Origin of the sequence: Halorubrum sp. AD140 (genome assembly GCF_034497445.1) — an archaeon.
Classification (GTDB): Archaea; Halobacteriota; Halobacteria; order Halobacteriales; family Haloferacaceae; genus Halorubrum.
This window is the reverse complement of the sequence record NZ_JAXRUU010000016.1, coordinates 34,956-55,303: the sequence shown is the minus strand read 5'-3', so window position 1 is coordinate 55,303 and position 20,348 is coordinate 34,956. Positions and strand designations below refer to the sequence as shown.

Genomic DNA, 20,348 nt, shown 5'->3' with positions numbered 1-20,348 from the left:
CCTCGCGGCGACGTTCGTCGGCGCGATGTTCGCGCGGTCGTTCAAGGAGCTCACCTTCGTCACGGTGGGCGTCAGCGTCCTCCTGACGACGTACGCGTTCGTTCCCGCCGTCTTCACGGACGTCACCCCCGTCGCGCTGGTGTCGCCGCTGACGCTCGTCGTGTTCGACCTCCAGGGCGAGGCCGTCTCGGTCGGGGAGGTGCTGTTCGCGACCGGCCCGATGACGCTCGGCGCCGCGCTCCTGTTCGGGCTCGGCCTCGGCGTGTACCGCGAGGAGGACATGTTCGCACAGAAGCCGGTGACGCGCAAGTTCCTCGACGCGCTCGCGGTGCGGCTCGCGTCGGTCGAGGACGTCGCCCTCGGCGGACTCGTCGACCGTCGGCTGCTTCGGGCGCTCGCGTCGGTCGCGTTCCTCACCGCCTGCACGATCCCCTTCGTGTTCGTCGCGGAGCTGCTGGCGGTGGCGACGCTGTTCGCGCTGCCGATCACCGTGTCCGTCCCCGTGCTGCTCGTGACGATCGCCTTCGTCGAGGAGGTCGCCAAGAGCGTGCACCTCTACGCCGGGTTCGAGCGCGGGGTCTTCGCCCGGACGGACCGGGTCGCCGTCGCCGTCGGCCTCGCCTCCGCGGTCGGGTTCTTCCTCGCGGAGAAGGCCACCGCCGTCGTGCAGGCCGTCGGACTCACCGAGCTCTTCGTCGGCCGGGCCGCGTTCGGGGGCGTGGCCGGCGTGGAGGGCCTCTCCCCCGTCGCCCTCGCGGCGCTGCTGTTCGCTCCCCTCGTGCTTCACGGCTTCGCGACGGTCGTCGCCGCGGTGGGCGCGAGCCGTGGGCGGACGCGCTACGCCCTGACGCTCGCGCTGGCGACGCTGCTCCACGCCGCGTACAACTTCGGGGTGGTGAGCGTCCATGGATAGGACCGATAGCCGGCCGGCGAGCGCCGGGCGGAGCGGCCGACTGACGATCGCCGGGCGAGAGCTGGCGGGCCTGCGCGCCGAGAAGACGATCCTGCTGGCGATCGGGATCCAGCTGTTCGTCGCCGCGTTCTCGTCGTTCCTCGTGGTCGGGCTCGTCTCGATGTACGACCCCGGCGCGCTGGACGGCGCGGAGGTGGAGGTCGCGGCCGCGGGCGACGACGTGGCGGGCCTCGAACGCGCCGCGGGCGACGTCGAGGGGGTCTCGGTGACGCCCTACGAGGACGCCGGCGACGCCCGCCGGGCGTTCGATCGCAGCGCGGCCGACGCGGTCGTGGTCGCGACCCGGACGGACGGGGGACGGGTCTCGGCGGCGGTCACGGCGCCGGACGCCAGCGTCGAGACGACGGTGACCGTCGTGCAGCTCCGCGACCTGCTGCGCACCTACGAGCGGGCCGAGCGCGCAGACCGGAGCGCGCACCTGCGCGAGTCGCCGCTCCCCCTGCCCGAGCGGACCGGCTCCAGCCCGTACTTCACGTTCACGTACACCGTGTTGATCCCGGTGTTGGTCTTCCTCCCGGTGTTCATCTCCGGGTCGCTCGTCGTCGACTCGATCACACAGGAGATAGACGAGGGGACGCTCGAACTGCTCAGGGTCGCGCCCGTCACGCTCGCGGAGATCGTCGACGGGAAGGCGCTCGCCGCGGTCGCGATCGCTCCCGGACAGGCGCTGCTGTGGCTGCTGTTGCTGCGGGCGAACGGCACGCCGGTCGCGAACGTCCCGTCGATACTCGCGCTGATGACCGCGCTGACGACGCTCGTCGTCGCGCTCGCGGTCGCCATCTCGGCGCTCGCGCCCGACCGGCGGGCCGCCCAGTTCCTCTACTCTGTCGGCGTGCTCGTCCTCTTCGGCGGCGCCACGGCGACCGCCGGCGGTCCGGCGAACGCGGTCGCGCGACTCGCCATCGACAGCGCGGACGCGACGACGACCGCGCTCGTCGTCGCCTACGTCGGCATCGCGGCGGTCGCGTACGCCGGCGTTCGGCGGATCGTCGCCGAGAGCGGGTTCGAGGGGTGAGCGCTATTGAAAATCCGGGCTCACCGCTCGCCGATAACCCGGTCGACGACGCGTTCGAACCACCCTGCGGTCGGGAGGGACCAGCCGTACGCGACCGCGACCAGCCGCGTGCCGACGGTCACCGCCGCGCACGCGCCGGCGGCGACCCCGCCGAGTCCGCCCAGGACGCCGAGCGCCCAGTACGCGGCCCCGCCCAACACCGCGCAGCTCGCGTAGAAGTCGTCGAACAGGACGAACGGCGCGCGGTCCAGCAGGATGTCCGCGAACGCGCCGCCGCCGACCGCGTTGATCGTCGCGACGGTGACGACGCCGAAGGCGGACGCGCCCGCCTCGGTCGCGACGATCGCGCCGGTCGTCGCGAAGGCGGCGAGGCCGATCGCGTCCGAGACGACCGTGATCGGGTGCGCGTCCGGCGACGCGAGCGCGGCGCTGAGGACGACGGCCAGCGCGACGCCGATCAGCCCGAGCGCGACCTCGACGGGCGACTGCAGGACGAGCGGGACCCGGTTCACGAGGAGGTCGCGCGTCACCCCGCCGGCGAACGCCATCGCCAGCCCGACGACCGCGACGCCGAACAGGTCGTACTCCTCGCGGATCGCCTTCGTCGAGCCGACGAGCGCGAACGCGACCAGCCCGACGGTGTTCATCACCGCGAACGGGTCACCGAACAGGGCCGCCCAGAGTCCCCCCGTCACTCGCCGAAGGCCCCCAGGCTCGACTGCAGTTCGCGCCCCGGCACCTCCTCGGTGAGCTCGTAGCCGACCAGCTCGCGGGCGTCGACCGCGTAGGTGGACCCGCCGCGGTCCAACACCAGCACGCGGCCCTTCCAGCCGCGCACCGTCCCGGACGCCAATGTCTCCGCGACGGGTCGCCCGTCGAGGTCGAGCCCGTAGTCGAAGTCGAACCGCTCGGTCGGGTCGAACCGCTCTAACAGGGCCTCCCACGCCGACTCGTCGACCTCGCGCCCGAACCCGGCGAGCTTCGTCGGCACCCGCACCCGGTCGACGAGGTCCTCGCCGCCGGCCAGTTCGGCCTCTACCCGCCGAGCGACGCGACCGTCGGGGAAGGTGCGAACGTGGGCGGCCCGGTCCGCGCCCTGCTCGCGGAGCCGCGTCTCCAGCCGCCACAGCCGCGTCACCCCGACCTTCAGCACGTCGGGGGCGAACGCGGCGAGGTACAGCGCGTGCTCCTCGTGGCAGTCCATCTCGTCTTTCAGACACGTCCCCGTGCACCGCGCGCACACCCAGACGCTCCCGTGGGCGTCGCAGTAGGGGGCCTCGGGGGCCTCGCAGGCGACGTGTTCGCCGTCGTGGACGGTCCCCGCACAGCGTCGGTCGCCGAGCCCGTAGGCGAGCTCCGCGCCGGGGCTCGCGTCGACGAACTCGACCGCGCCGCCGCTGGCGACGTAGAGGCCCTCGCCCGACTCGTATCCCACGACCTGCACGCGCTCCCGTAGGGGGAGCCCCGACTTATGCGCGTCGTCGGGAGATTCATGGGGGCGGCGTCCGGATGGATCGCCATGCTCGACGCCGCGCTGACGGCCGCCGCGGGCGGCGGTGGCGTCACTCTCGCGCTCACCGTGACGAACGAGGGCGACGACCCGGTCACGCTCCGGTTCCGGACCGGCCAGCGCGCCGACTTCGCGGCCTTCGAGTCCGCCGGCGACGAGGGGGACGGTCCCCGTCGCGGCACCGCCGGACCGGTCTGGCGACACGGCGAAGGGCGGCTGTTCACGCAGGCGCTCGGCACCGAGACGCTGGCGCCGGGCGAGTCGGCGACGTACGAAGGGACGTGGCGGGAGCCGCCGCCGGGCGTCTACCTGATCGAGGGGACGCTGACCGCCGAGGAGCACGACGCGGAGGCGACCGCGACGGTCGCGGTGGAGTGACTCCTCGGCGGGCAGCGTCTCAGTCCGAGCCGTCGCCGTGAACCGCCTCGTCGACGGCGGCCGCGAGCCGCTCTCGCGTCCGGTGGCTCGACTCGGCGTCCGTCTGGACCTCGATCAGGTGAGAGCCGTCGGCGTCGCGGGCTCGCGCGCACGCCGCTTCGATCTCCGCCGCGATCGCATCCGCGTCCCCCTTCCGCTCGCCATCGCCGGTGGTCTCCGGGCGCGCGTCGATTCGGGCGTACTGCAGCCCGTGGAGCTCCGCGAGCGGCTCGAAGGCGATCCCGTGCGGCGTCTTGAAGGACTCCGTGAACTCCGGCTCGAACGACTCGATCGGCAGCGCGTGGAAGATCCCGCCGCCGTCGTTGTTGATCAGCACGACCGTCGCGTCGACGCCGCACCGGTCGAGCGCGAGCAGGCCGTTGGCGTCGTGGTACAGCGCGAGGTCGCCGACGACGAGGGTGAGGTCGTCGGTCGTCGCCGAGCCGGCCCCGAGCGCGCTGGAGACGATCCCGTCGATCCCGCTGACCCCGCGGTTGCCGAGCGCGGTGACGCTCGTCGTCGTCGGCCCGACGAACCGGTCGAGGTCGCGAACGGGCATGGAGTTGGAGACGAACAGCGTCGCCGGGTCCGGGAGGGCGTCGGCGACGGCGCGGAGCGCGTCGCCCTCGTGGAACGGCGCGGGATCGGACGAGTCGGGGAGCGCGTCCGCCTCGCGGGCGTGGACCGCTCGCGCGACGCGGTCGGCCGCCTCCCACTGCGCGCGCCAGGTCGCGTCGTCGCCCCCGCCGCCGACGAGCCGCGAGAGACGGGCGCAGAGGCGGCTCGGCTCGGCGACGACGAGGTCGGTCGCGGCGAACTCCGCCTCGCGCCAGCGCCCTGCGGGGTCGACCTGGAACTGGTCGGCGCCGGTGGCGGCGAGGTACTTGCGGAGGTTCTTCGACGTCGGCGACGCGCCGAGCCGGAGGACGACGTCGGGGTCGGTCCACTCGGGACCCGTTCCCGACTCCCCCGCGACCGACGCCGAGAGGTACGCGTCGTACGCGCCGATCACGGGCGCGACGCGGGTGTGGCCGCCGTGCCGGACGCCCGAGAGCGGGTCGGCGAGGATCGGGAACCCCGTCGCGTGCGACAGCGCCGTTACCGACTCGGCGTCGAGCCCCGGCGGGTCCGCGGGACCGGCGACGATCAGCCCGCGGTCGGCCGTCGCGAGCGCGTTCGCGAGCGCGCGGAGCTCGTCGTCGCCCGGTTCCGGCGACCCCGGCGTCACGTCGACGTAGGGGCCGTCGCGACCCGACTCGGCGACCGGGTCGAGGTCGGCGGGCACGTCGCCCGGCACCCGCGTCGGCTCCAGCGGCTTCTTGAACGGGACGTTGAGGTGCACCGGCCCGGGGTCGGCGCCCTCGGCTGTCGCGACGGCGCGGGAGACGGTGGTCCGCAGCGACCGGAGCGCGCGGTCGTTCGGCGCGGGCTCGGGGAGGTCCTTGTAAAATCGGACGGCGTCGCCGTACAGCTTCTCCTGGTCGGCGGTCTGGTTCGCCCCCGAGTCCCGCAGTTCGGGCGGCCGGTCGGCGGTGAGCGCGAGGAGGGGGACGCGGGCCTCGCTCGCCTCCATCACGGCCGGATGGTAGTTGGCGGCGGCGGTACCGGAGGTGCAGATCAGCGGCGTGACCCTCCCGGTCCGCCGGGCGCGGCCCAGCGCGAAGTAGGCGGCGGAGCGCTCGTCCAGTTGCGAGAAGACGCGGAGGTCGTCGCGGCGCGCGGCGGCCATCGTCAGCGGCGTCGAGCGGCTGCCCGGCGAGACGACGACGGCGTCGACGCCCGCGGCGACGAGTTCGTCCACGAGCGCCTGCCCCCACAGCGCGTTCCGGTTCGGCGCGGTCATTGCCACCGCTTGGGAGTCGACATTTAAATACTCCCGCGGGTCGCTCGCGTCGGGTGGTCGCTCTCGACGGCGGACAGTCGCTACACCCGGTCGAGCCGCGAGAGCCCGTGCCACACCGCGTCGACGAGCCGGTCCTCGCCCTCGCCCTCGGCGTCGGCCCAGCCGCGGGCGATGGCGTCTTCCAACACGGGAACGGGGTGGTTCTCGAAGTTGTTCATCCCGCGGAACGTCTCCAGCGCCTCGCGGTGCGACTCGCCGAAGGCCTCGCCGTCGGTCGCGTCGCCGCCGATCGCGTCGCCGTCGATCGCGTCGGACTCGTCGAGGAACCCGAGGTCGGCGAGGGTCGCCGCCACCGCCACGGCCGCGTCGCCGGTCAGCTCGCGGGTCTCGTCCGGCGCCTCGCGCTCCAGGAGGGTGACGTCGTACAGCTTGAAGACGCGCTCCAGCTCGTCGATCGGGCGCTCGTGATCGTCGACGCGCACGTCGATCCAGCGGTCGTTGCGGCCGTCGTACCCTCCGTCCGGCCTGGCGACGTACAGCGCGGCCGACTGCTCGCCCCGCTTGTCGCCGCCCGCCTCGTTGCCGGCGTGGAGCGCGGCGATCAGCCGCTCCGGGAGCCCGCCGTCGGTCTCCTCGAACGCCTCCGCCATGGCGGTGAGGGTCTCGGCGTTCTCCAGGATGTTCCCCTGCACGGTGTACTCGTCCCCCTGCAGGTCGCCGGCGTAGTCGTGGCACGCCTCGCCGGTGAACGCGGCCGGCTCGCCGTCCAGGCCGACGACGCCGACCTGTCGGGAGGGGGCCTCGTCGTCGGCGCTGGTGAGCTCGTCGACGACGCTGGCGGCGTCGCGTCCCTCGCGGAGGAGGTCGAGCCCGTCGGGGCCGTAGGCGACGTTCGCGAAGCTCTGCGTGGCGATCGCGCCGGCGTCCGCGCTCACGAACGGAACGACCGCGCCGACGCTGACGAACTTCGACTGGACCGCGACGCCGACGGCGTCGGTCTCCGGGTCGCGCGCGGCGATCGAGAACGTCGAGGGTCGGACTGACATGTGGATCGAGCGATCGGAGCGCGCGCTCATAAACCCGGTCGGGGTCGTCACGGCGACCGGCGACGGACGGCGGCGCGTTCCTCACGACCGCGCCCTCCCTCGCGACCGCGCCCCACGCCCTCCCTCGCGACCGCGTTCTGCAACGCTTATGCACGCCGACCGACTTCGATCGGGTATGAGCGACGACGACGCCGTCGACGTCGAGGTCGAGTCCTCCGACGACGCCGAGGGCGACGCGGCGAGATCGAACGGCACGGCGGAGGCGACCGCCGAGGGACCGAGCGACGAGTCGGCCGACGCGGACGGCGACGCCCGCGACGACGGCGAGGCGCTGGCTGCCGCCGTCGCCGAGCACGACGAGGCGCTCGCGCGGGAGGTGGCGGAACTGGAGGCAGAGCTCGCGGAGACGCGCGAGGAGCTGCTGGCTGCCGAGGAGGAGGCCGAGGAGCTGACGAGCAAGCTCGCCCGCGCGAAGGCGGACTTCAGCAACTACAAGCAGCGCGCCAAGCGGAAGCAGGACGAGATCCGCGAGCGCGCCTCCGAGGCGCTCGTCGAGCGGCTCACTCCCGTCCGCAACGACCTCCTACGCGCGCTCGACCAAGAGGAGGGGAGCGACCTCCGCCCCGGCGTGGAGTCCACGCTGGAGAAGTTCGACGAGGTGCTCGCCGAGGAGGGCGTCGAGCCGATCGCCCCCGACCCGGGGGACGAGGTCGACCCGGCGCGTCACCAGGTGATGTTACGGGTCGAGAGCGACCAGCCCGAGGGCACCGTCCACGAGGTGTACGAGCCCGGCTACGAGATGGGCGACCGCGTCGTCAGCGAGGCGAAGGTCACCGTCAGCGCCGACGAGTCGTAGTCGGCGTCACGGAGCTGCCCCCCGCTTTCACTCCCCGGCCCCGTACCGGCTCGCGACCTCGTCGAGCCCCGCCTCGGGCTCCGCGGCGTGGGGCACCGACAGCGGCGAGACGGACACCTCGCCGTCGACGATCGCCCGACGGTCGGTGCCGACCGGGTCGGGCACGTTCGCGGACGTCATCCGCCCCCAGATCGGGTCGGAGATGGCCACGCCGCCGTTCCCGTCCGCCGTCGCCTCCATCCCGTACCACTCCGAGGGCGTGGTGACCCGCATCGGTACGGGGTCTGGGTTCGCCGCCTCCACGGCGTCCGCGCCGCCGTCGCCCTCCACGGCATCGGCGGTCGGCGCGTTGACGTTGAGGTAGTCGGCCCGCTCGAAGACGCCCGCGGCCGGCGCCTCGTCGACGAGGTACCGCACCGCCCGGGTCGCGTGCCCGAACTCCGCCGGCCGCAGGTCTCGCTTCCACCAGTCCTCGTCGCCCGGCACGTACATCGAGACGGCGACGCCCGGAACGCCGAAGAACGCCCCCTCGACGACGGCCGAGACCGTGCCCGACCGCCCGAGGACGTACGCCCCGAGGTTCGCCCCCTCGTTGCAGCCGGCGACGACGAGGTCGGCGTCCGGAACGAGCTCGTCGAGGCCGACGACGACGCAGTCGACCGGGGTCCCGTCGACGGCGTAGCCGAGTTCGTGCTCGGTGACCTCGACGTCCGCGGAGATGGCGCGGCCGACGGAGGACCTATCGTCGGTCGGCCCGACCGCCACCACCTCGTAGTCGACCGCGAGCGCGTCGTACACGGCGCGGAGGCCGACGGCGTCGATGCCGTCGTCGTTCGTCAACAGGATCCGCTCGACGCTCATACCCTCACGTCGGGCGGTTCGGGCAAAAGTCCACCGTCGACGGTGCGAAACCGTCTGGCCTGCCCCGGCCACCGCGAACGGAAAAGCCCACGTATCCGGGACCCGCACCCTCCGACATGGGATTCGGGGACACGGCGAAGAAGATCCAGACGCTCGCCGACAAGGCCGAGCGCACGTACCAGAAGATCAACGAGCTCCGCAGCGAGGTCGAGGAGACCCAGACGACCGTCCTCGACACCTCCGAACGCGTCCAGCGGCTTGAGAACGAGATGGCAGAGCAGCGGGCCGTCCTCGACGCGGTCGCGCGCGAGGTCGGCGTCGACCTGGAGAGCGTCAGCACCGAAGCGCACATCACCGAGGCGGAGCGCGCGGCCGCCGACGCGAACGCGGCGGGAGACGCGGAGCCCGCCGAGGGCGACGGCGGGGAGCCCGCCGAAACCGACGGCGACGAGACTACGGCCGGCGACGGCGACGAGACCACGGCCGGCGACGCGGCGTAACGCTCAGTCGACCGTCTCGGACGTCCCGTCGTCCGTCGTCTCTCCCTCGCCCGCCCGCGACACGACCTCGGCCGGCACGCCCGCCACCGTCGTCTCCGGCGGGACGTCGGCGGCGACGAGGGAGTTTGCGGCGACGCGCGCGCCCTCGCCGACCGTGACGCCCGGCAGCACTATCGCGCCCGCCCCGATCATCGCGTCCGCCTCGACGACGACGTCGCCGAGGCGGTACTCCTCGCGGAGGAACTCGTGGCACAGCAGCGTGGCGTCGTAGCCGATAATGGCGTCGTCGCCGACCGTGATCCGCTCGGGCCAGAACACGTCCGGCGTCGACTCAAGCCCCCACGCGACGCCGGAACCCACCGTGACGCCGAGCCGACGCAGCAGCCAGTTCTTCAGCCGGAGGCTCGGACAGATCCGCGCGAGGACGATCGCGACGTAGTTGCGGACGACGACGAGCGGCGACTTCGCGTCCGGCCACGACCACAGCGAGTTGCGCACCCCCGGCGTCGGGTGTCGGTCCAGCCGGTCGGTTCGGGAGTCGTCGAGGCCCTCGCTGGCGTCGATCCCCTCTGCAGCGTCTCTCGGCGCATCCGCAGACGCGTGACCTGCCCCATCCGCCGACGCGCCGTCGTCCTCGTGAGTCACGACGGGACGTTCGGACGGCTCACGTATAAGGGTCGCCGACGCAGTCGGCGCGAGGGTTCAAATCGGATACCGCGGCCAACGCCCACACGACCTGACGAGGGCCCACGGCCGGCCGAGACGGGTGCGCGGTCGACCGCCGTGTGGACGCGATCGACGACCGCCTGTTCGCCACGCCGCTCAGCGTCGCGTCTCTCCAGACGTCCGCTCGGGTGCGCTACTCCCGCAGCTCGCTCATGTGCGCGATCCGTCGCTCGACGAGGTCTCGCTTACCGACGTCGTGGCGGATCCGGAGGCCGTCGCCGGCGGCCGACAGCGCGTCCTCGGCCTGTCGCTCGGCGGCGGCGATCGAGTCGCCGCGGCCGACGACCGCGAACGACCGCGAGGTGGTCGTGTACAGCCCGTCGTCGCGCTCGTCGACGCTGGCGTAGTAGAGGAGCGCGTCGCCGACGCTCTCCTCGTCGACGGCGATCTTCGCGCCCGCGTCGGGGTCGACCGGGTAGCCGTCCGGCACGGCGTACTTGCAGACGGTCGCCTCGCCGGAGAAGGAGAGCTCGGGGAGGTCGTTACCGTCTCGCGCGGCCGTCAACACGTCGATGAACGGCGTCGCCAGCACCGGCAGCGTGTTCATCGCCTCCGGGTCGCCGAAGCGTGCGTTGAACTCGACGACCTTCGGTCCCTCGGCCGTGAGCATGAACTGGCCGTAGAGGACCCCCTTGTAGTCGGGGAGCGCCTCGACCACGGCGTCGAGGACGTCGACGGCGGCCTCGTAGTCGCCGTCCCGCATAAACGGGAGCGAGAGCCCCGTGTCCGAGTACGAGCCCATCCCGCCCGTGTTCGGCCCCTCGTCGCCCTCGTAGGCGCGCTTGTGGTCCTGGACCGCGGGCGTGGTCCGGACGTCGCCGTTCGCGACGAACGCCTGGATCGTGAACTCCTCGCCGACCAGCCGCTCCTCCAACACGACGCGGTCGTAGTCGGCGTCGCGGAGGTACGCCTTCGCCTCCTCGGCGGTCACCTGGTCGCCGATCACCTTCACGCCCTTGCCGCCCGTGAGTCCGGCGGGCTTCACGGCGAGGTCGCCGTCGTACGCGTCGATGTGCTCGCAGGCGGCCTCGACGTCGTCGAACACCGCGTAGTCCGGACAGCCGGGGATCGACGCCTCCTCCATGAACTCGCGCTGGTACGCCTTGTCCGTCTCCAGGCGCGCCTCCTCGGCCCGCGGGCCGAACGCGTACACCCCGGCGTCGTCGAGCGCGTCCGCGACGCCCGCCGCGAGCGCGGACTCGGGACCGATCACCGCCAGGTCCGCCCCGACGTCGGCCGCGTAGTCGGCGATTCCCTCGGCGTCGGTCTCGTCGATCGATTCGAAGCCCTCGGCCAACCGGCGGATCCCCGGGTTCCGGTTGCTCGCACAGGCGTACAGCGCGCAGTCGTCGGCGACCGCGCGGGCGATCGCGTGCTCGCGTCCGCCGCCGCCGACGAGGAGTACGGTCTCGGTCATGTCCGACGGATGAGTGCACGGAAGTGTAAGCTTTACTTTCCGTTTACACCGAGATAGACACACTCGTGGATCATGTTCGTGGTCACCGTTCGGACGCGACGCTCGTGTGACGGGTTTTTGCCGCGTCGGAGCGAATCGCGGGTATGTCACAGCCGACGGAGCGGAACCGCCTCGCGAGCGAGGCGAGCCCGTACCTCCAGCAGCACGCGGACAACCCGGTTCACTGGCAGCCGTGGGGCGACGACGCGTTCGAGCGCGCCCGCGAGCACGACGCGCCGGTGTTCGTCTCGATCGGCTACTCCTCGTGTCACTGGTGTCACGTGATGGCCGAGGAGAGCTTCGAGGACGAGGCCGTCGCCGACGTGCTCAACGCGTCGTTCGTACCGATCAAGGTCGACCGCGAGGAGCGTCCCGACGTCGACAGCACGTTCATGACCGTCTCACAGCTCGTCACGGGCGGGGGCGGCTGGCCGCTCTCCGCGTGGTGTACGCCCGAGGGGAAGCCATTCTACGTCGGGACGTACTTCCCCCCGGAACCGCGCCGGAACCAGCCCGGATTCCGCGACCTCTGCGAGCGCATCGCCGAGTCGTGGGCGGACCCCGAGCAGCGCGAGGAGATGAGGCGTCGGGCCGAGCAGTGGACGACGAGCGCTCGCGACGAGTTGGAATCGACGCAGGGTCCGACCCCCGCGAGCGATCGAGACCCCCCCGGCACCGACCTCCTCGACGAGGCGGCCGCCGCCGCGGTCCGCGGCTACGACGACGAGTACGGCGGGTTCGGGAGCGGGGGCGCGAAGTTCCCCATGCCGGGCCGAATCGACCTGCTCATGCGCGCGTACGCCCGAAGCGGCCGAGACGCCGCGCTCACGGCCGCGACCGGAACGCTGGACGGGATGGCCCGCGGCGGGATGTACGACCAGATCGGGGGCGGGTTCCACCGATACGCGACCGACCGGCAGTGGACGGTCCCGCACTTCGAGAAGATGCTGTACGACAACGCGGAGCTCCCCTTGGCGTACCTCGACGGGTACCGCCTGACGGGCGATCCCGCGTACGCCCGGATCGCGAGCGAGTCGTTGGGCTTCCTCGACCGCGAGCTCCGCCACGAGGACGGCGGCTTCTTCAGCACGCTCGACGCGCGGAGCGCGCCGCCCGCGAGCCGGCGGGGAGACGCGCGCGACGACGGCGACGGACACGCCGACGTCGAGGGCGCGTTCTACGTCTGGACGCCGGCCGAGGTCGACGCCGTCCTCGACGAGCCGGCCGCGTCGCTCGCGAAGGCCCGGTACGGAATCCGGGCGGGCGGGAACTTCGAGCGGGGGACGACCGTCCCGCGGATCGCGGCGTCGATAGAGGAGCTGGCCCAGGAGCACGACCTCTCGACCGACGAGGTCCGAGGGCGCCTCACCGACGCCCGCGTCGCGCTGTTCGAGGCGCGGGAGGCGCGCCCGCGGCCGGCCCGCGACGAGAAGGTCCTCGCCGCGTGGAACGGCCGGGCGATCTCCGCGTTCGCGAGCGCGGGGGGCGTCCTCGGCCAGCCGTACGCCGAGACGGCCCGCGAGGCGCTCGACTTCTGTCGGGAGCGCCTGTACGACGCGGAGACGGGAGCGCTCGCCCGCCGCTGGCTCGACGGCGACGTCCGCGGTCCGGGGTACCTCGACGACCACGCGTTCCTCGCCCGCGGCGCGCTCGACGTCTACGGCGCCACCGGCGACCCGGAGCCGCTCGGGTTCGCCGTAGAGCTGGCCGGGGCGATCGTCTCGGAGTTCTACGACGCCGACGACGGGACGATCTACTTCACGCGGGAGCCGGAGGCCAACGAGGTCGACGGGACGGACGGGGACGCCCTATTCGCCCGCCCGCAGGAGTTCACCGACCGCTCGACGCCGTCGAGTCTCGGCGTGGCGGCCGAGACGCTCGCCCTGCTCGACGGGTTCAGGACCGATCGCGAGTTCGCCGCGGTGGCGGAGGCGGTCGTGACGACCCACGCCGATCGGATCCGCGCGAGCCCCTTAGAACACGTCTCGCTCGTGCGGGCGGCCGAACGCGTCGAGACCGGCGGAGTCGAGGCGACGATCGCCGCCGACGTAGTGCCGGACGCGTGGCGAGAGACGCTCGGAGAGCGCTACCTTCCGGGGGCACTCGTCGCGCCGCGCCCGCCGACCGAGACGGAGCTGGACGCGTGGCTGGACCGGCTCGGGATGCAGGAGGCGCCGCCGATCTGGGCGGGTCGCGACGCCGTCGACGGCAAGCCGACCGCGTACGTCTGCGAGGGTCGCACCTGCTCGCCGCCGGAGACCGACCTCGATGCGGCGCTGACGTGGCTGACGGAGCGGCGGTCGGCCTAGCGTCGTCGACGAAGGACACGCGTCGCCGAGCCGGCACCCTTTACGGACCCCGGAGCGGAGGGCGAGCATGGAGCGGTACGACCTCCTCTATCGGCTGTACGACGAGTTCGACTGCGAGACGCTCCGCGAGCACCAGTCGTTCGTCGACCTGTTCCCGCCGGTCGACTCGCGCGTGGCGCTGGACCACTGGGAGGACGCGAGCGACGAGCTGGAGCGCTTGAAATCCGAGATCCGCGACGCGCTCCCGGGCGGCGCCACCTTCGCGGAGGTCGCAGCCCACGCCGACCGCGAGACGGCGTTCACCGCGCTCGACCTCCACGCTCGGTACGGCCGCGCCGTCAACGGGCTGGTGTTGGACGTCGACGAGACGCTCCGGTCGGCGGGCGGCACCGACAACGAGATCCCCCGCGAGGCGCTGCACATGCTGACGACGCTCCACGACTCGGGGGTGCCGATCGTCATCTGCACCGGTCAGACCCTCGAGAACGTGAAGGGGTTCATGATCCAGGGGCTCGGCAACGAGCTGGTGCACTCCGGCGACTTCTCGATCGTCTACGAGGCCGGCAACGGCGTGTTCACACCGGGACACGGCTCGCGGACGAAGCGCCTGCTCTACGAAGAGCTCGACGAGTCGGTGCGGGGCGTCTTCGACGACGTCCGCTCCCGTCTCCTGCCCGAGGCTCCGCAGGACGTGCGGAGGGGCTGTCACCTCCAGGGAAACGAGTTCAACGTCACCCTGAAGCCGAACTTCGAGACCGGGAGCCCGGACGCGGAGGCCGTGATCGACGACGGCCTCGTCCACCTGATCGACCTGCTCGGCGCGGTCGTCGTCGAGCGGGCCGACGTCGAGACCGACGGCGACAGCGAAGGCGACGGGTCGGCGGACGACGACGACGCCTCCGCCGAGCGCGGCGCCGCGTGGGCGCGTGCCCACTACGCGGCGGCCGATCCCGAGATCCGCGAGGTGCTCGAGGCCGACGACGACGAGCCGGAGACGTTCGACCCGATCCTGCTCGCCGACGTCCCGGAACCGGTCGCCGCGCTGTTCGACCGAATAGACGTCGGCTACTACCGGGGTGACGCCGCGGAGATCAGCTCGCTGGAGCTGGACAAGGTCGCCGGCGTCGAGGCCGCGCTGGAAGTGCTCGAGGTTCGAGACCCGTTCCTGCTTGTGATGGGCGACAGCAAGTCCGATCTCCGGGTGATGGAGTGGGTCGCCGACCGGAATCTGGGCGTCGCCGCCGCGCCGGAGCACGCCTCCGCGGACGTCCTCTCGCACGTGCTCGACCGCGACGAGCTGGTGTTCGATCGCGGGGCCTCGGAGCGGACGCTACGCACCGCCTACGTCCTCAACCTGCTCGCTCGGCTCGAGTAAGTCGCGTCGTAATTATAAGCGTCCGCCACGACGCTCCGCCCATGCACGATTTCGTCGTCGTCGGTGCCGGCCCCCCGGGGTCGCGGTTCGCCCGGCGCGCGGCCGAGGCCGGCCGCGACGTCGTCGTCTTCGAGAAGGGAACGGTCGGCGAGCCGTTGGCCTGCTCGGGGCACGTCTCCGACGACGTCTGGGCGTACGTACCCGACGAGGCTCGCGACCGGCTCCTCCAGAACCGCGTGTACGGGGCGCGGTTCCACGTCGGCGGCCCCGGGTCGACGGCGCACCCGTTTTACAAAGACCGCCCCGTCTCGAACGTCATCGACCGCGTCGGGCTCGACCGGACGCTCGCCGACTGCGCCCGTGACGCCGGCGCCGACGTCCGCGAGGGGCACACCGTCCTCGACGTCGACGAGCGACCTGACCGGGTCGCCGTCGAGGTCCGGACCCCCGGCGGCGACGTGGAGACGGTCGAGGCCCGGATGGTCGCCGGCTGCGATGGCCCCACATCTCGCGTTCGCCGGTCGCTCGACCTCCCGGAGCCGGAAGAGCTGCTCCACGGCGTGCTCGCGTTCGACGACGCGGCCGACGACGGCGAACTCGTCGACGTCCACCTCACCGCGCCGACGTTCTTCGCGTGGCGGATCCCGCGTGGCGACGCGGGCGTCGAGTACGGGCTCGCGGCGCCCCCGAGCGACGACGTCACCGCGATGTTCGACCGGCTCACCGACGCGTACGGGGCGACGACCGACCGGTTCTGTTCGGGCGCGATTCCGGTCGGCCCCCCGGAGCGGGTCACCACGGAACGCGCGTTCCTGATCGGCGACGCGGCCGCGCAGACGAAGCCGTTCACCGGCGGGGGGATCCTGTACGGAATGACCGCGGCCGACGTGGCCGCCGAGGCGATCGACCCCGCGGACCCGTCGACGCTCGCAGACTACGAGGCCGGCTGGCGCGACGCGCTCGGCAGGGAGATTCGGCTCGGAAGCGCGATCCGGCGGTGTTACTCGTTGCCGGAGCCGGTCCAGCGGCTCGGGCTGTGGGCCCTCTCGGGCGAGATCGGCGTCCACATGGACCGCCCGAGCTCGTTCTTCTCGCCGGCGCACCTCCGGCGGCTGTTCTCGCGGAGCGACCCGCCGGAGTGACCGCGGTTGCGCCGGCGGTCGAACAGCGGCCCTACTCCTCGACGACCTCGGCGAACGAGACGTTCTCGCGGACGCTCGTGATCTCCACGGTCGGCTGGTCTCCCGGCTCGGAGTCGGGGACGATGACGACGTAGCCGCGTTCGATCTTCGCGATGCCGTCCCCCTTGTCGCCGAGCGTCTCGACGGTGACCTCGCGGACGTCGCCCTCGGAGACCGGCGGTCCGGCGGCGTCGCTCACGGGAGAGCGCGCCGTGGACCCGCGGTCACCGTTGCCGACGACGTCTCGGTCAGCCGACGCGGCGGCTTCGGATTCCGTCGGCGCGTCGCTACCGACCCCGCCATCGCGTTGTATGAGCGCTACGCGATACGTCTCGTCGGGGGCGATCGCCCCGTGTTCGATCTCCGACGAAGGAACGGCGACGACGTGGTCGCCGTCGCGCTCCTCGACCTCTCCGGTGAACAGACACGCGAGCGAATCGGTGATCTCGACCATGGATCTACGTTGCGCGCACGGTAATGAAAAGCTCCCTATTTATCACCCGGCGCGATCGGGGGGGTCCGAGAGCGGGCGAGCGTTGCCGGGTCACCTCTCGGAGTGCCGACAAACACAAACGTTTACCCTGTTCCGAATGAATCGGCGGTCATGAGCAGGAACTACGAGTCGCTCCACGACCCGAACGCCGAGTACACGATGCGGGAACTCTCCGCGGAGACGATGGGCGTCACGGGCTCGCGCGGCGGTGACCGCGACGTCGAGATCACGGACGTCCAGACCACGATGGTCGACGGGAACTTCCCGTGGACGCTTGTTCGCGTGTACACCGACGCGGGCGTCGTCGGCACCGGCGAGGCGTACTGGGGCGCCGGCGTGCCGGAGCTCATCGAGCGCATGAAGCCGTTCGTCGTCGGCGAGAACCCGCTGGACATCGACCGGCTGTACGAGCACCTGATCCAGAAGATGTCCGGCGAGGGCTCCGTCGAGGGCGTCACCGTCACCGCGATCTCCGGGATCGAGGTCGCCCTCCACGACCTCGCCGGCAAGATCCTCGACGTGCCCGCCTACCAGCTGCTCGGCGGGAAGTACCGCGACGAGCTGCGTGTCTACTGCGACTGCCACACCGAGGAGGAGGCCGACCCCGAGGCCTGCGCCGACGAGGCCGAGCGCGTCGTCCACGAGCTCGGCTACGACGCGCTGAAGTTCGACCTCGACGTCCCCTCGGGGTTCGAGAAGGACCGCGCGAACCGCCACCTCCGCCCCGGCGAGATCCGTCACAAGGCTGAGATCGTCGAGACGGTCACCGAGCGCGTGAAAGACGAGGCCGACGTCGCGTTCGACTGCCACTGGACGTTCTCGGGCGGGTCCGCGATGCGGCTCGCGGACGCCATCGAGGAGTACGACGTGTGGTGGCTCGAAGACCCCGTGCCGCCGGAGAACCTCGAGGTGCAGGAGGAGGTCACGAAGAACACGATCACGCCGATCGCGGTCGGGGAGAACCGCTACCGCGTCACCGAACTGCGGCGGCTCATCGAGAGCCAGGCCGTCGACATCGTCGCGCCCGACCTGCCTAAGGTCGGCGGGATGCGGGAGACCCGCAAGATCGCCGACGTGGCGAACCAGTACTACGTCCCGGTCGCGATGCACAACGTCGCCTCGCCGGTCGCAACGCTGGCGGCGACGCACGTCGGCGCAGCGATCCCGAACTCGCTCGCGATCGAGTACCACTCCTACGAGCTGGGCTGGTGGGAGGACCTCGTCGAGGAAGACGTCATCGAGGACGGTCGCATCGAGGTCCCAGAGAAGCCGGGTCTCGGCGTCACGCTGGACATGGACGCCGTCGAAGAGCACATGGTCGAGGGCGAGACGTTGTTTGACGAGGCGTAAGCCGACGTCAAGCGCGGAAGTAGAAGATTTCCGCAGTTCGACGAAGCGTAGCTTCGTCGGGAGCGCCCGGCGCCGTCGGCCGGTGTTCGAGCGGACGAAGAGTCGGTTCCGTCGGTCAGCGTCGGCGACGACCGTCTCGACCGGTCGTTCCGCGAACTGCCACGTGTTTTTGAGCCCCGCGACCGCGCTCACGAGGAGCGCTCCGACGCGTTCGCGATCAGCCGTGACAGCCGCCGGATGTCCGGCTCGTACCACTCGGAACTCACGTTCGGTGCGTGCTGTATCGCGGTCTGCAGTTCGTCGTACACCTCCGCTTCCGACAGATCCGCGAGCTCCGCGACTCCGATATCACGCGCCGCCAAGAGCCGGGCGGTCGTCGGATCGGTACCCAGCGAACGCAGATCGTCGACGGTCGATCCGCTCGGCTCCGTAGCGCGTCTCTCGGCGCCCTCCGACCCCGCTCGGGAGGCCGCTCCCGGTCGTCTTTCCGGGGAGCCGAGCCGGTTCAGGCCCCGCTCGCGTCGGCTCGACCCGTCGTCGCCCGTCTTCTCTGGCGGCGGGCGTGGACGGAACGAGAGGGAGACGAGCCCGTCGCCCTCGTCGACGTTCACGGCGAGGCCCGTCGGCTCGTTCGCGGAGTCGACCGCGTCGGGGGGCTCCGCGAGAAAGCCGACGGGGACGTCCACGTCGACCGCGGTCAGCGCCAGCGACCGACCGTCGACGGTCTCGCGGTCGGCGTCGATGTCGTCGGTCGCCTCCCGAAGCTGGTCGTAGACGCGACGCGTCAGTTCCGAGAGCGTGAGCGTCACGGTGGGCTCTCGTCTTCGAAGTGGAGTTCGGTCCTGACGGATCCGACCGCGCCCGACGACGCCGACTCGGCGTAGTGCGCGTCGAACAGCGTGGCGTCGAGCGCCGACCCGAACGTGACCTTCGTCTCGACGTCGATCCCCTCGACGACGGGTCGGGGATACCCCTGTTCCGCCACCGTCCGTCTGGCTTCGAGGCGTCGTCGACCGATCCGTTTCGCGACCGCGTCGCGGACGGTGCGGACCGCCGACCTCGTGAACAGCGCGAACCCGTCCGTGACCTCCAGTTCCCGCTCCGGGATTTCGACGCCCAGAACCCGCTCCACGGGTGGCGTCTCCGAGAGCCCTCCGGCGGGGAAGCGCTCCGGGTGAACGTACGGACTGCCCGGGAGGACGCCGGTCTCGCCGGATTCCCACTCGCCGAGCGCCTCGTATAGCACCTCGGTATCGACGTAGGGACGGAGTGCACTTCGGGGGTCTCGCTCGAACGGCGGGAACCGCTCGCGGAGGAACTCGGTCACCTCCACGCGGTCGGTGAACGCCGTGGGGTCGCGTTCGAGCGACTCGCGGAACGCGGCGCGTTCGGCCGCGGCTTCCACTTCGGCGGCGGCAACGCCGGTCGTGCTCTCCAGGACGACGCCCGTCACCAACTGGGAGAGATCCACCATCGGTCGGGTTACTGTGGCGGAATCTCGGACTCACCCTCCTCCGGTTCCGATTCGGGCGTGCGGAGCGGCTGGTAGTCCCCACGGAGGTTGAGTTCGACTCGGCCGAATATCTCTCCCTCGACCTCGACCTCGCTTTCGCGCCGTTCCCGGCGGGTCGAAACGTCGATGTTCTGGTATCCCCCGCCGACGCCGACGCCGAGAATCGACGTGAGCAGGCGTCCGGACCCGCTCACGCCTGTCCGGGTACGATCGTACTCCCTCTCGGTGACCTCGTCGGTTTCGCGCCCCTCGGCCTCGAACTTGAGTCGCGTCTCGATCGTTCCCTCGTCGAGGACGATCCGGACTATCCCCTGCTCGACGAGTTCCTCCAACGCCTCTTGACGCGGTCGTGAGATCTTCCGTCGGACGAGCATGCGGATCTGATGGACGTCGCTCTCGTCGAGGCTCCCGCTCGGGATCGACGAGACCTCCAGCTCCTCCATCGGACCGGCGAGCTTGGATTCGAGCCTCTCGGCCGCCTCGGATTCGAGTTCCCCCGGGTCGTCGGGGGTACCGATCGTGGACTCGTCGTCCTCCATCGGCGCGTTGGATTGGATCCACGCGTCGATCTCTAGCGGCGTGACGTTGTCCGATTCGAACTGCTCGATACTGGTGACGACCTGTTCGAGGAGCTCCGCGTACGCCTCTTGCTGGCGGATCATCGACGACACGGTCGCGTCGAACGTGTCGCTGATGAGTTTGTGAGTGAACTCCGGGAATCCGATCTCGTCGACTCTGCTCAGTTGGTCTACGACGTCGGACGCTTGGGGTGGCATGCCCGACGATCGTAATAGATCATTATAATTATATATGATATCAATTAACAATGGTTGTGAGTTGAGAGAAGTACGCGGGACGAACCGATCCGCGCTCTCGAAGGACGACGGATTCGACGGTATCGACGGTCCGTTCACCGGAAACAGG

19 protein-coding genes and 1 pseudogene are annotated in these 20,348 nt (G+C 71.4%); 9 read left to right on the top strand and 11 right to left on the bottom strand.

The window, feature by feature from the left end:
• Nucleotides 1-913: pseudogene (locus U4E84_RS06235) on the top strand (PrsW family intramembrane metalloprotease); the annotation flags it as partial.
• On the top strand, nt 906-1,988 hold the full coding sequence (locus U4E84_RS06230) for an ABC transporter permease (protein ID WP_322531232.1): 1,083 nt from the start codon (nt 906-908) through the stop codon (nt 1,986-1,988). The pseudogene U4E84_RS06235 and the gene U4E84_RS06230, both read left to right, overlap by 8 nt.
• Nucleotides 1,989-2,008: 20 nt before the next feature.
• Here the strand turns inward: U4E84_RS06230 and U4E84_RS06225 are convergent, their stop codons facing one another.
• Nucleotides 2,009-2,683 (bottom strand): TRIC cation channel family protein, encoded by a 675-nt coding sequence (locus U4E84_RS06225; RefSeq protein ID WP_322531231.1) that lies wholly within the window; start codon nt 2,681-2,683, stop codon nt 2,009-2,011.
• The gene (locus tag U4E84_RS06220) at nt 2,680-3,432 is read right to left on the bottom strand and encodes a DUF2797 domain-containing protein (protein ID WP_322531230.1); all 753 of its coding nucleotides are present in this window, start codon (nt 3,430-3,432) and stop codon (nt 2,680-2,682) included. Before U4E84_RS06220 ends, U4E84_RS06225 begins: the two co-directional genes overlap by 4 nt.
• Nucleotides 3,433-3,507: 75 nt before the next feature.
• On the opposite strand from U4E84_RS06220, the gene U4E84_RS06215 reads away from it, so the two are divergent.
• Complete coding sequence (locus tag U4E84_RS06215) at nt 3,508-3,876, top strand: BsuPI-related putative proteinase inhibitor (protein WP_322531229.1); 369 nt, start codon at nt 3,508-3,510, stop codon at nt 3,874-3,876.
• 19 nt (nt 3,877-3,895) lie between these two features.
• Here U4E84_RS06215 and menD read toward each other — a convergent pair whose 3' ends face one another.
• Nucleotides 3,896-5,758, bottom strand: a complete 1,863-nt coding sequence (gene menD / locus U4E84_RS06210) for a 2-succinyl-5-enolpyruvyl-6-hydroxy-3-cyclohexene-1-carboxylic-acid synthase (RefSeq protein WP_322531228.1) — start codon at nt 5,756-5,758, stop codon at nt 3,896-3,898.
• A gap of 80 nt (nt 5,759-5,838) precedes the next feature.
• Complete coding sequence (locus tag U4E84_RS06205) at nt 5,839-6,804, bottom strand: DUF1028 domain-containing protein (protein ID WP_322531227.1); 966 nt, start codon at nt 6,802-6,804, stop codon at nt 5,839-5,841.
• Between the two features lie 175 nt (nt 6,805-6,979).
• Here U4E84_RS06205 and U4E84_RS06200 point away from each other — a divergent pair, with 175 nt between their 5' ends.
• Nucleotides 6,980-7,660 carry a nucleotide exchange factor GrpE gene (locus U4E84_RS06200; protein ID WP_322531226.1) on the top strand — a complete coding sequence of 227 codons (681 nt, stop codon included), beginning with the start codon at nt 6,980-6,982 and terminating at the stop codon, nt 7,658-7,660.
• Between the two features lie 27 nt (nt 7,661-7,687).
• Here U4E84_RS06200 and surE read toward each other — a convergent pair whose 3' ends face one another.
• On the bottom strand, nt 7,688-8,521 hold the full coding sequence (surE, locus tag U4E84_RS06195) for a 5'/3'-nucleotidase SurE (protein WP_322531225.1): 834 nt from the start codon (nt 8,519-8,521) through the stop codon (nt 7,688-7,690).
• Between the two features lie 116 nt (nt 8,522-8,637).
• Here surE and U4E84_RS06190 point away from each other — a divergent pair, with 116 nt between their 5' ends.
• Complete coding sequence (locus U4E84_RS06190; RefSeq protein ID WP_322531224.1) at nt 8,638-9,021, top strand: DUF5798 family protein; 384 nt, start codon at nt 8,638-8,640, stop codon at nt 9,019-9,021.
• A gap of 3 nt (nt 9,022-9,024) precedes the next feature.
• Here U4E84_RS06190 and U4E84_RS06185 read toward each other — a convergent pair whose 3' ends face one another.
• Together U4E84_RS06185 and purD are read right to left on the bottom strand one after the other, a co-directional pair.
• A complete protein-coding gene (locus U4E84_RS06185; protein WP_322531233.1) occupies nt 9,025-9,585 on the bottom strand; it encodes an acyltransferase in 561 nt (186 codons plus the stop codon).
• Between the two features lie 295 nt (nt 9,586-9,880).
• Nucleotides 9,881-11,164 carry a phosphoribosylamine--glycine ligase gene (gene purD, locus U4E84_RS06180; protein WP_322531223.1) on the bottom strand — a complete coding sequence of 428 codons (1,284 nt, stop codon included), beginning with the start codon at nt 11,162-11,164 and terminating at the stop codon, nt 9,881-9,883.
• Between the two features lie 143 nt (nt 11,165-11,307).
• Here purD and U4E84_RS06175 point away from each other — a divergent pair, with 143 nt between their 5' ends.
• The 3 genes from U4E84_RS06175 (at nt 11,308) to U4E84_RS06165 (ending at nt 16,029) form a co-directional block, all read left to right on the top strand.
• Nucleotides 11,308-13,512, top strand: a complete 2,205-nt coding sequence (locus U4E84_RS06175) for a thioredoxin domain-containing protein (RefSeq protein WP_322531222.1) — start codon at nt 11,308-11,310, stop codon at nt 13,510-13,512.
• Nucleotides 13,513-13,579: 67 nt separating this feature from the next.
• Complete coding sequence (locus U4E84_RS06170; protein ID WP_322531221.1) at nt 13,580-14,887, top strand: HAD family hydrolase; 1,308 nt, start codon at nt 13,580-13,582, stop codon at nt 14,885-14,887.
• Nucleotides 14,888-14,928: 41 nt separating this feature from the next.
• On the top strand, nt 14,929-16,029 hold the full coding sequence (locus tag U4E84_RS06165; RefSeq protein ID WP_322531220.1) for a geranylgeranyl reductase family protein: 1,101 nt from the start codon (nt 14,929-14,931) through the stop codon (nt 16,027-16,029).
• Between the two features lie 31 nt (nt 16,030-16,060).
• On the opposite strand, the gene U4E84_RS06160 is transcribed toward U4E84_RS06165, so the two are convergent.
• Entirely contained in the window at nt 16,061-16,522 is a 462-nt protein-coding gene (locus U4E84_RS06160) for a TRAM domain-containing protein (protein WP_322531219.1), read from the bottom strand.
• A gap of 150 nt (nt 16,523-16,672) precedes the next feature.
• Between U4E84_RS06160 and U4E84_RS06155 the strand changes: the two genes are divergently transcribed.
• Complete coding sequence (locus U4E84_RS06155; RefSeq protein ID WP_322531218.1) at nt 16,673-17,911, top strand: mandelate racemase/muconate lactonizing enzyme family protein; 1,239 nt, start codon at nt 16,673-16,675, stop codon at nt 17,909-17,911.
• A 188-nt stretch (nt 17,912-18,099) separates the two neighbouring features.
• On the opposite strand, the gene U4E84_RS06150 is transcribed toward U4E84_RS06155, so the two are convergent.
• Genes U4E84_RS06150 through U4E84_RS06140 form a run of 3 tightly spaced genes read right to left on the bottom strand, consistent with a single transcriptional unit; the run spans nt 18,100 to nt 20,200 of the window.
• Nucleotides 18,100-18,720 carry a hypothetical protein gene (locus U4E84_RS06150; protein WP_322531217.1) on the bottom strand — a complete coding sequence of 207 codons (621 nt, stop codon included), beginning with the start codon at nt 18,718-18,720 and terminating at the stop codon, nt 18,100-18,102.
• Complete coding sequence (locus U4E84_RS06145; protein ID WP_322531216.1) at nt 18,717-19,385, bottom strand: hypothetical protein; 669 nt, start codon at nt 19,383-19,385, stop codon at nt 18,717-18,719. The genes U4E84_RS06150 and U4E84_RS06145 overlap by 4 nt, the downstream gene beginning before the upstream one ends.
• Nucleotides 19,386-19,393: 8 nt before the next feature.
• The gene (locus U4E84_RS06140; protein ID WP_322531215.1) at nt 19,394-20,200 is read right to left on the bottom strand and encodes a hypothetical protein; all 807 of its coding nucleotides are present in this window, start codon (nt 20,198-20,200) and stop codon (nt 19,394-19,396) included.
• Between the last annotated feature and the right edge of the window lie 148 nt (nt 20,201-20,348).

Excerpts from the sequence above, each read along its gene's own strand:
- U4E84_RS06230 (WP_322531232.1), top strand. The coding sequence starts at position 906 with ATGGATAGGACCGATAGCCGGCCGGCGAGCGCCGGGCGGAGCGGCCGA.
- U4E84_RS06215 (WP_322531229.1), top strand. The coding sequence starts at position 3,508 with ATGCTCGACGCCGCGCTGACGGCCGCCGCGGGCGGCGGTGGCGTCACT.
- menD (WP_322531228.1), bottom strand. The coding sequence starts at position 5,758 with ATGACCGCGCCGAACCGGAACGCGCTGTGGGGGCAGGCGCTCGTGGAC.
- U4E84_RS06205 (WP_322531227.1), bottom strand. The coding sequence starts at position 6,804 with ATGTCAGTCCGACCCTCGACGTTCTCGATCGCCGCGCGCGACCCGGAG.
- U4E84_RS06200 (WP_322531226.1), top strand. The coding sequence starts at position 6,980 with ATGAGCGACGACGACGCCGTCGACGTCGAGGTCGAGTCCTCCGACGAC.
- surE (WP_322531225.1), bottom strand. The coding sequence starts at position 8,521 with ATGAGCGTCGAGCGGATCCTGTTGACGAACGACGACGGCATCGACGCC.
- U4E84_RS06190 (WP_322531224.1), top strand. The coding sequence starts at position 8,638 with ATGGGATTCGGGGACACGGCGAAGAAGATCCAGACGCTCGCCGACAAG.
- purD (WP_322531223.1), bottom strand. The coding sequence starts at position 11,164 with ATGACCGAGACCGTACTCCTCGTCGGCGGCGGCGGACGCGAGCACGCG.
- U4E84_RS06175 (WP_322531222.1), top strand. The coding sequence starts at position 11,308 with ATGTCACAGCCGACGGAGCGGAACCGCCTCGCGAGCGAGGCGAGCCCG.
- U4E84_RS06170 (WP_322531221.1), top strand. The coding sequence starts at position 13,580 with ATGGAGCGGTACGACCTCCTCTATCGGCTGTACGACGAGTTCGACTGC.
- U4E84_RS06165 (WP_322531220.1), top strand. The coding sequence starts at position 14,929 with ATGCACGATTTCGTCGTCGTCGGTGCCGGCCCCCCGGGGTCGCGGTTC.
- U4E84_RS06160 (WP_322531219.1), bottom strand. The coding sequence starts at position 16,522 with ATGGTCGAGATCACCGATTCGCTCGCGTGTCTGTTCACCGGAGAGGTC.
- U4E84_RS06155 (WP_322531218.1), top strand. The coding sequence starts at position 16,673 with ATGAGCAGGAACTACGAGTCGCTCCACGACCCGAACGCCGAGTACACG.
- U4E84_RS06145 (WP_322531216.1), bottom strand. The coding sequence starts at position 19,385 with ATGGTGGATCTCTCCCAGTTGGTGACGGGCGTCGTCCTGGAGAGCACG.
- U4E84_RS06140 (WP_322531215.1), bottom strand. The coding sequence starts at position 20,200 with ATGCCACCCCAAGCGTCCGACGTCGTAGACCAACTGAGCAGAGTCGAC.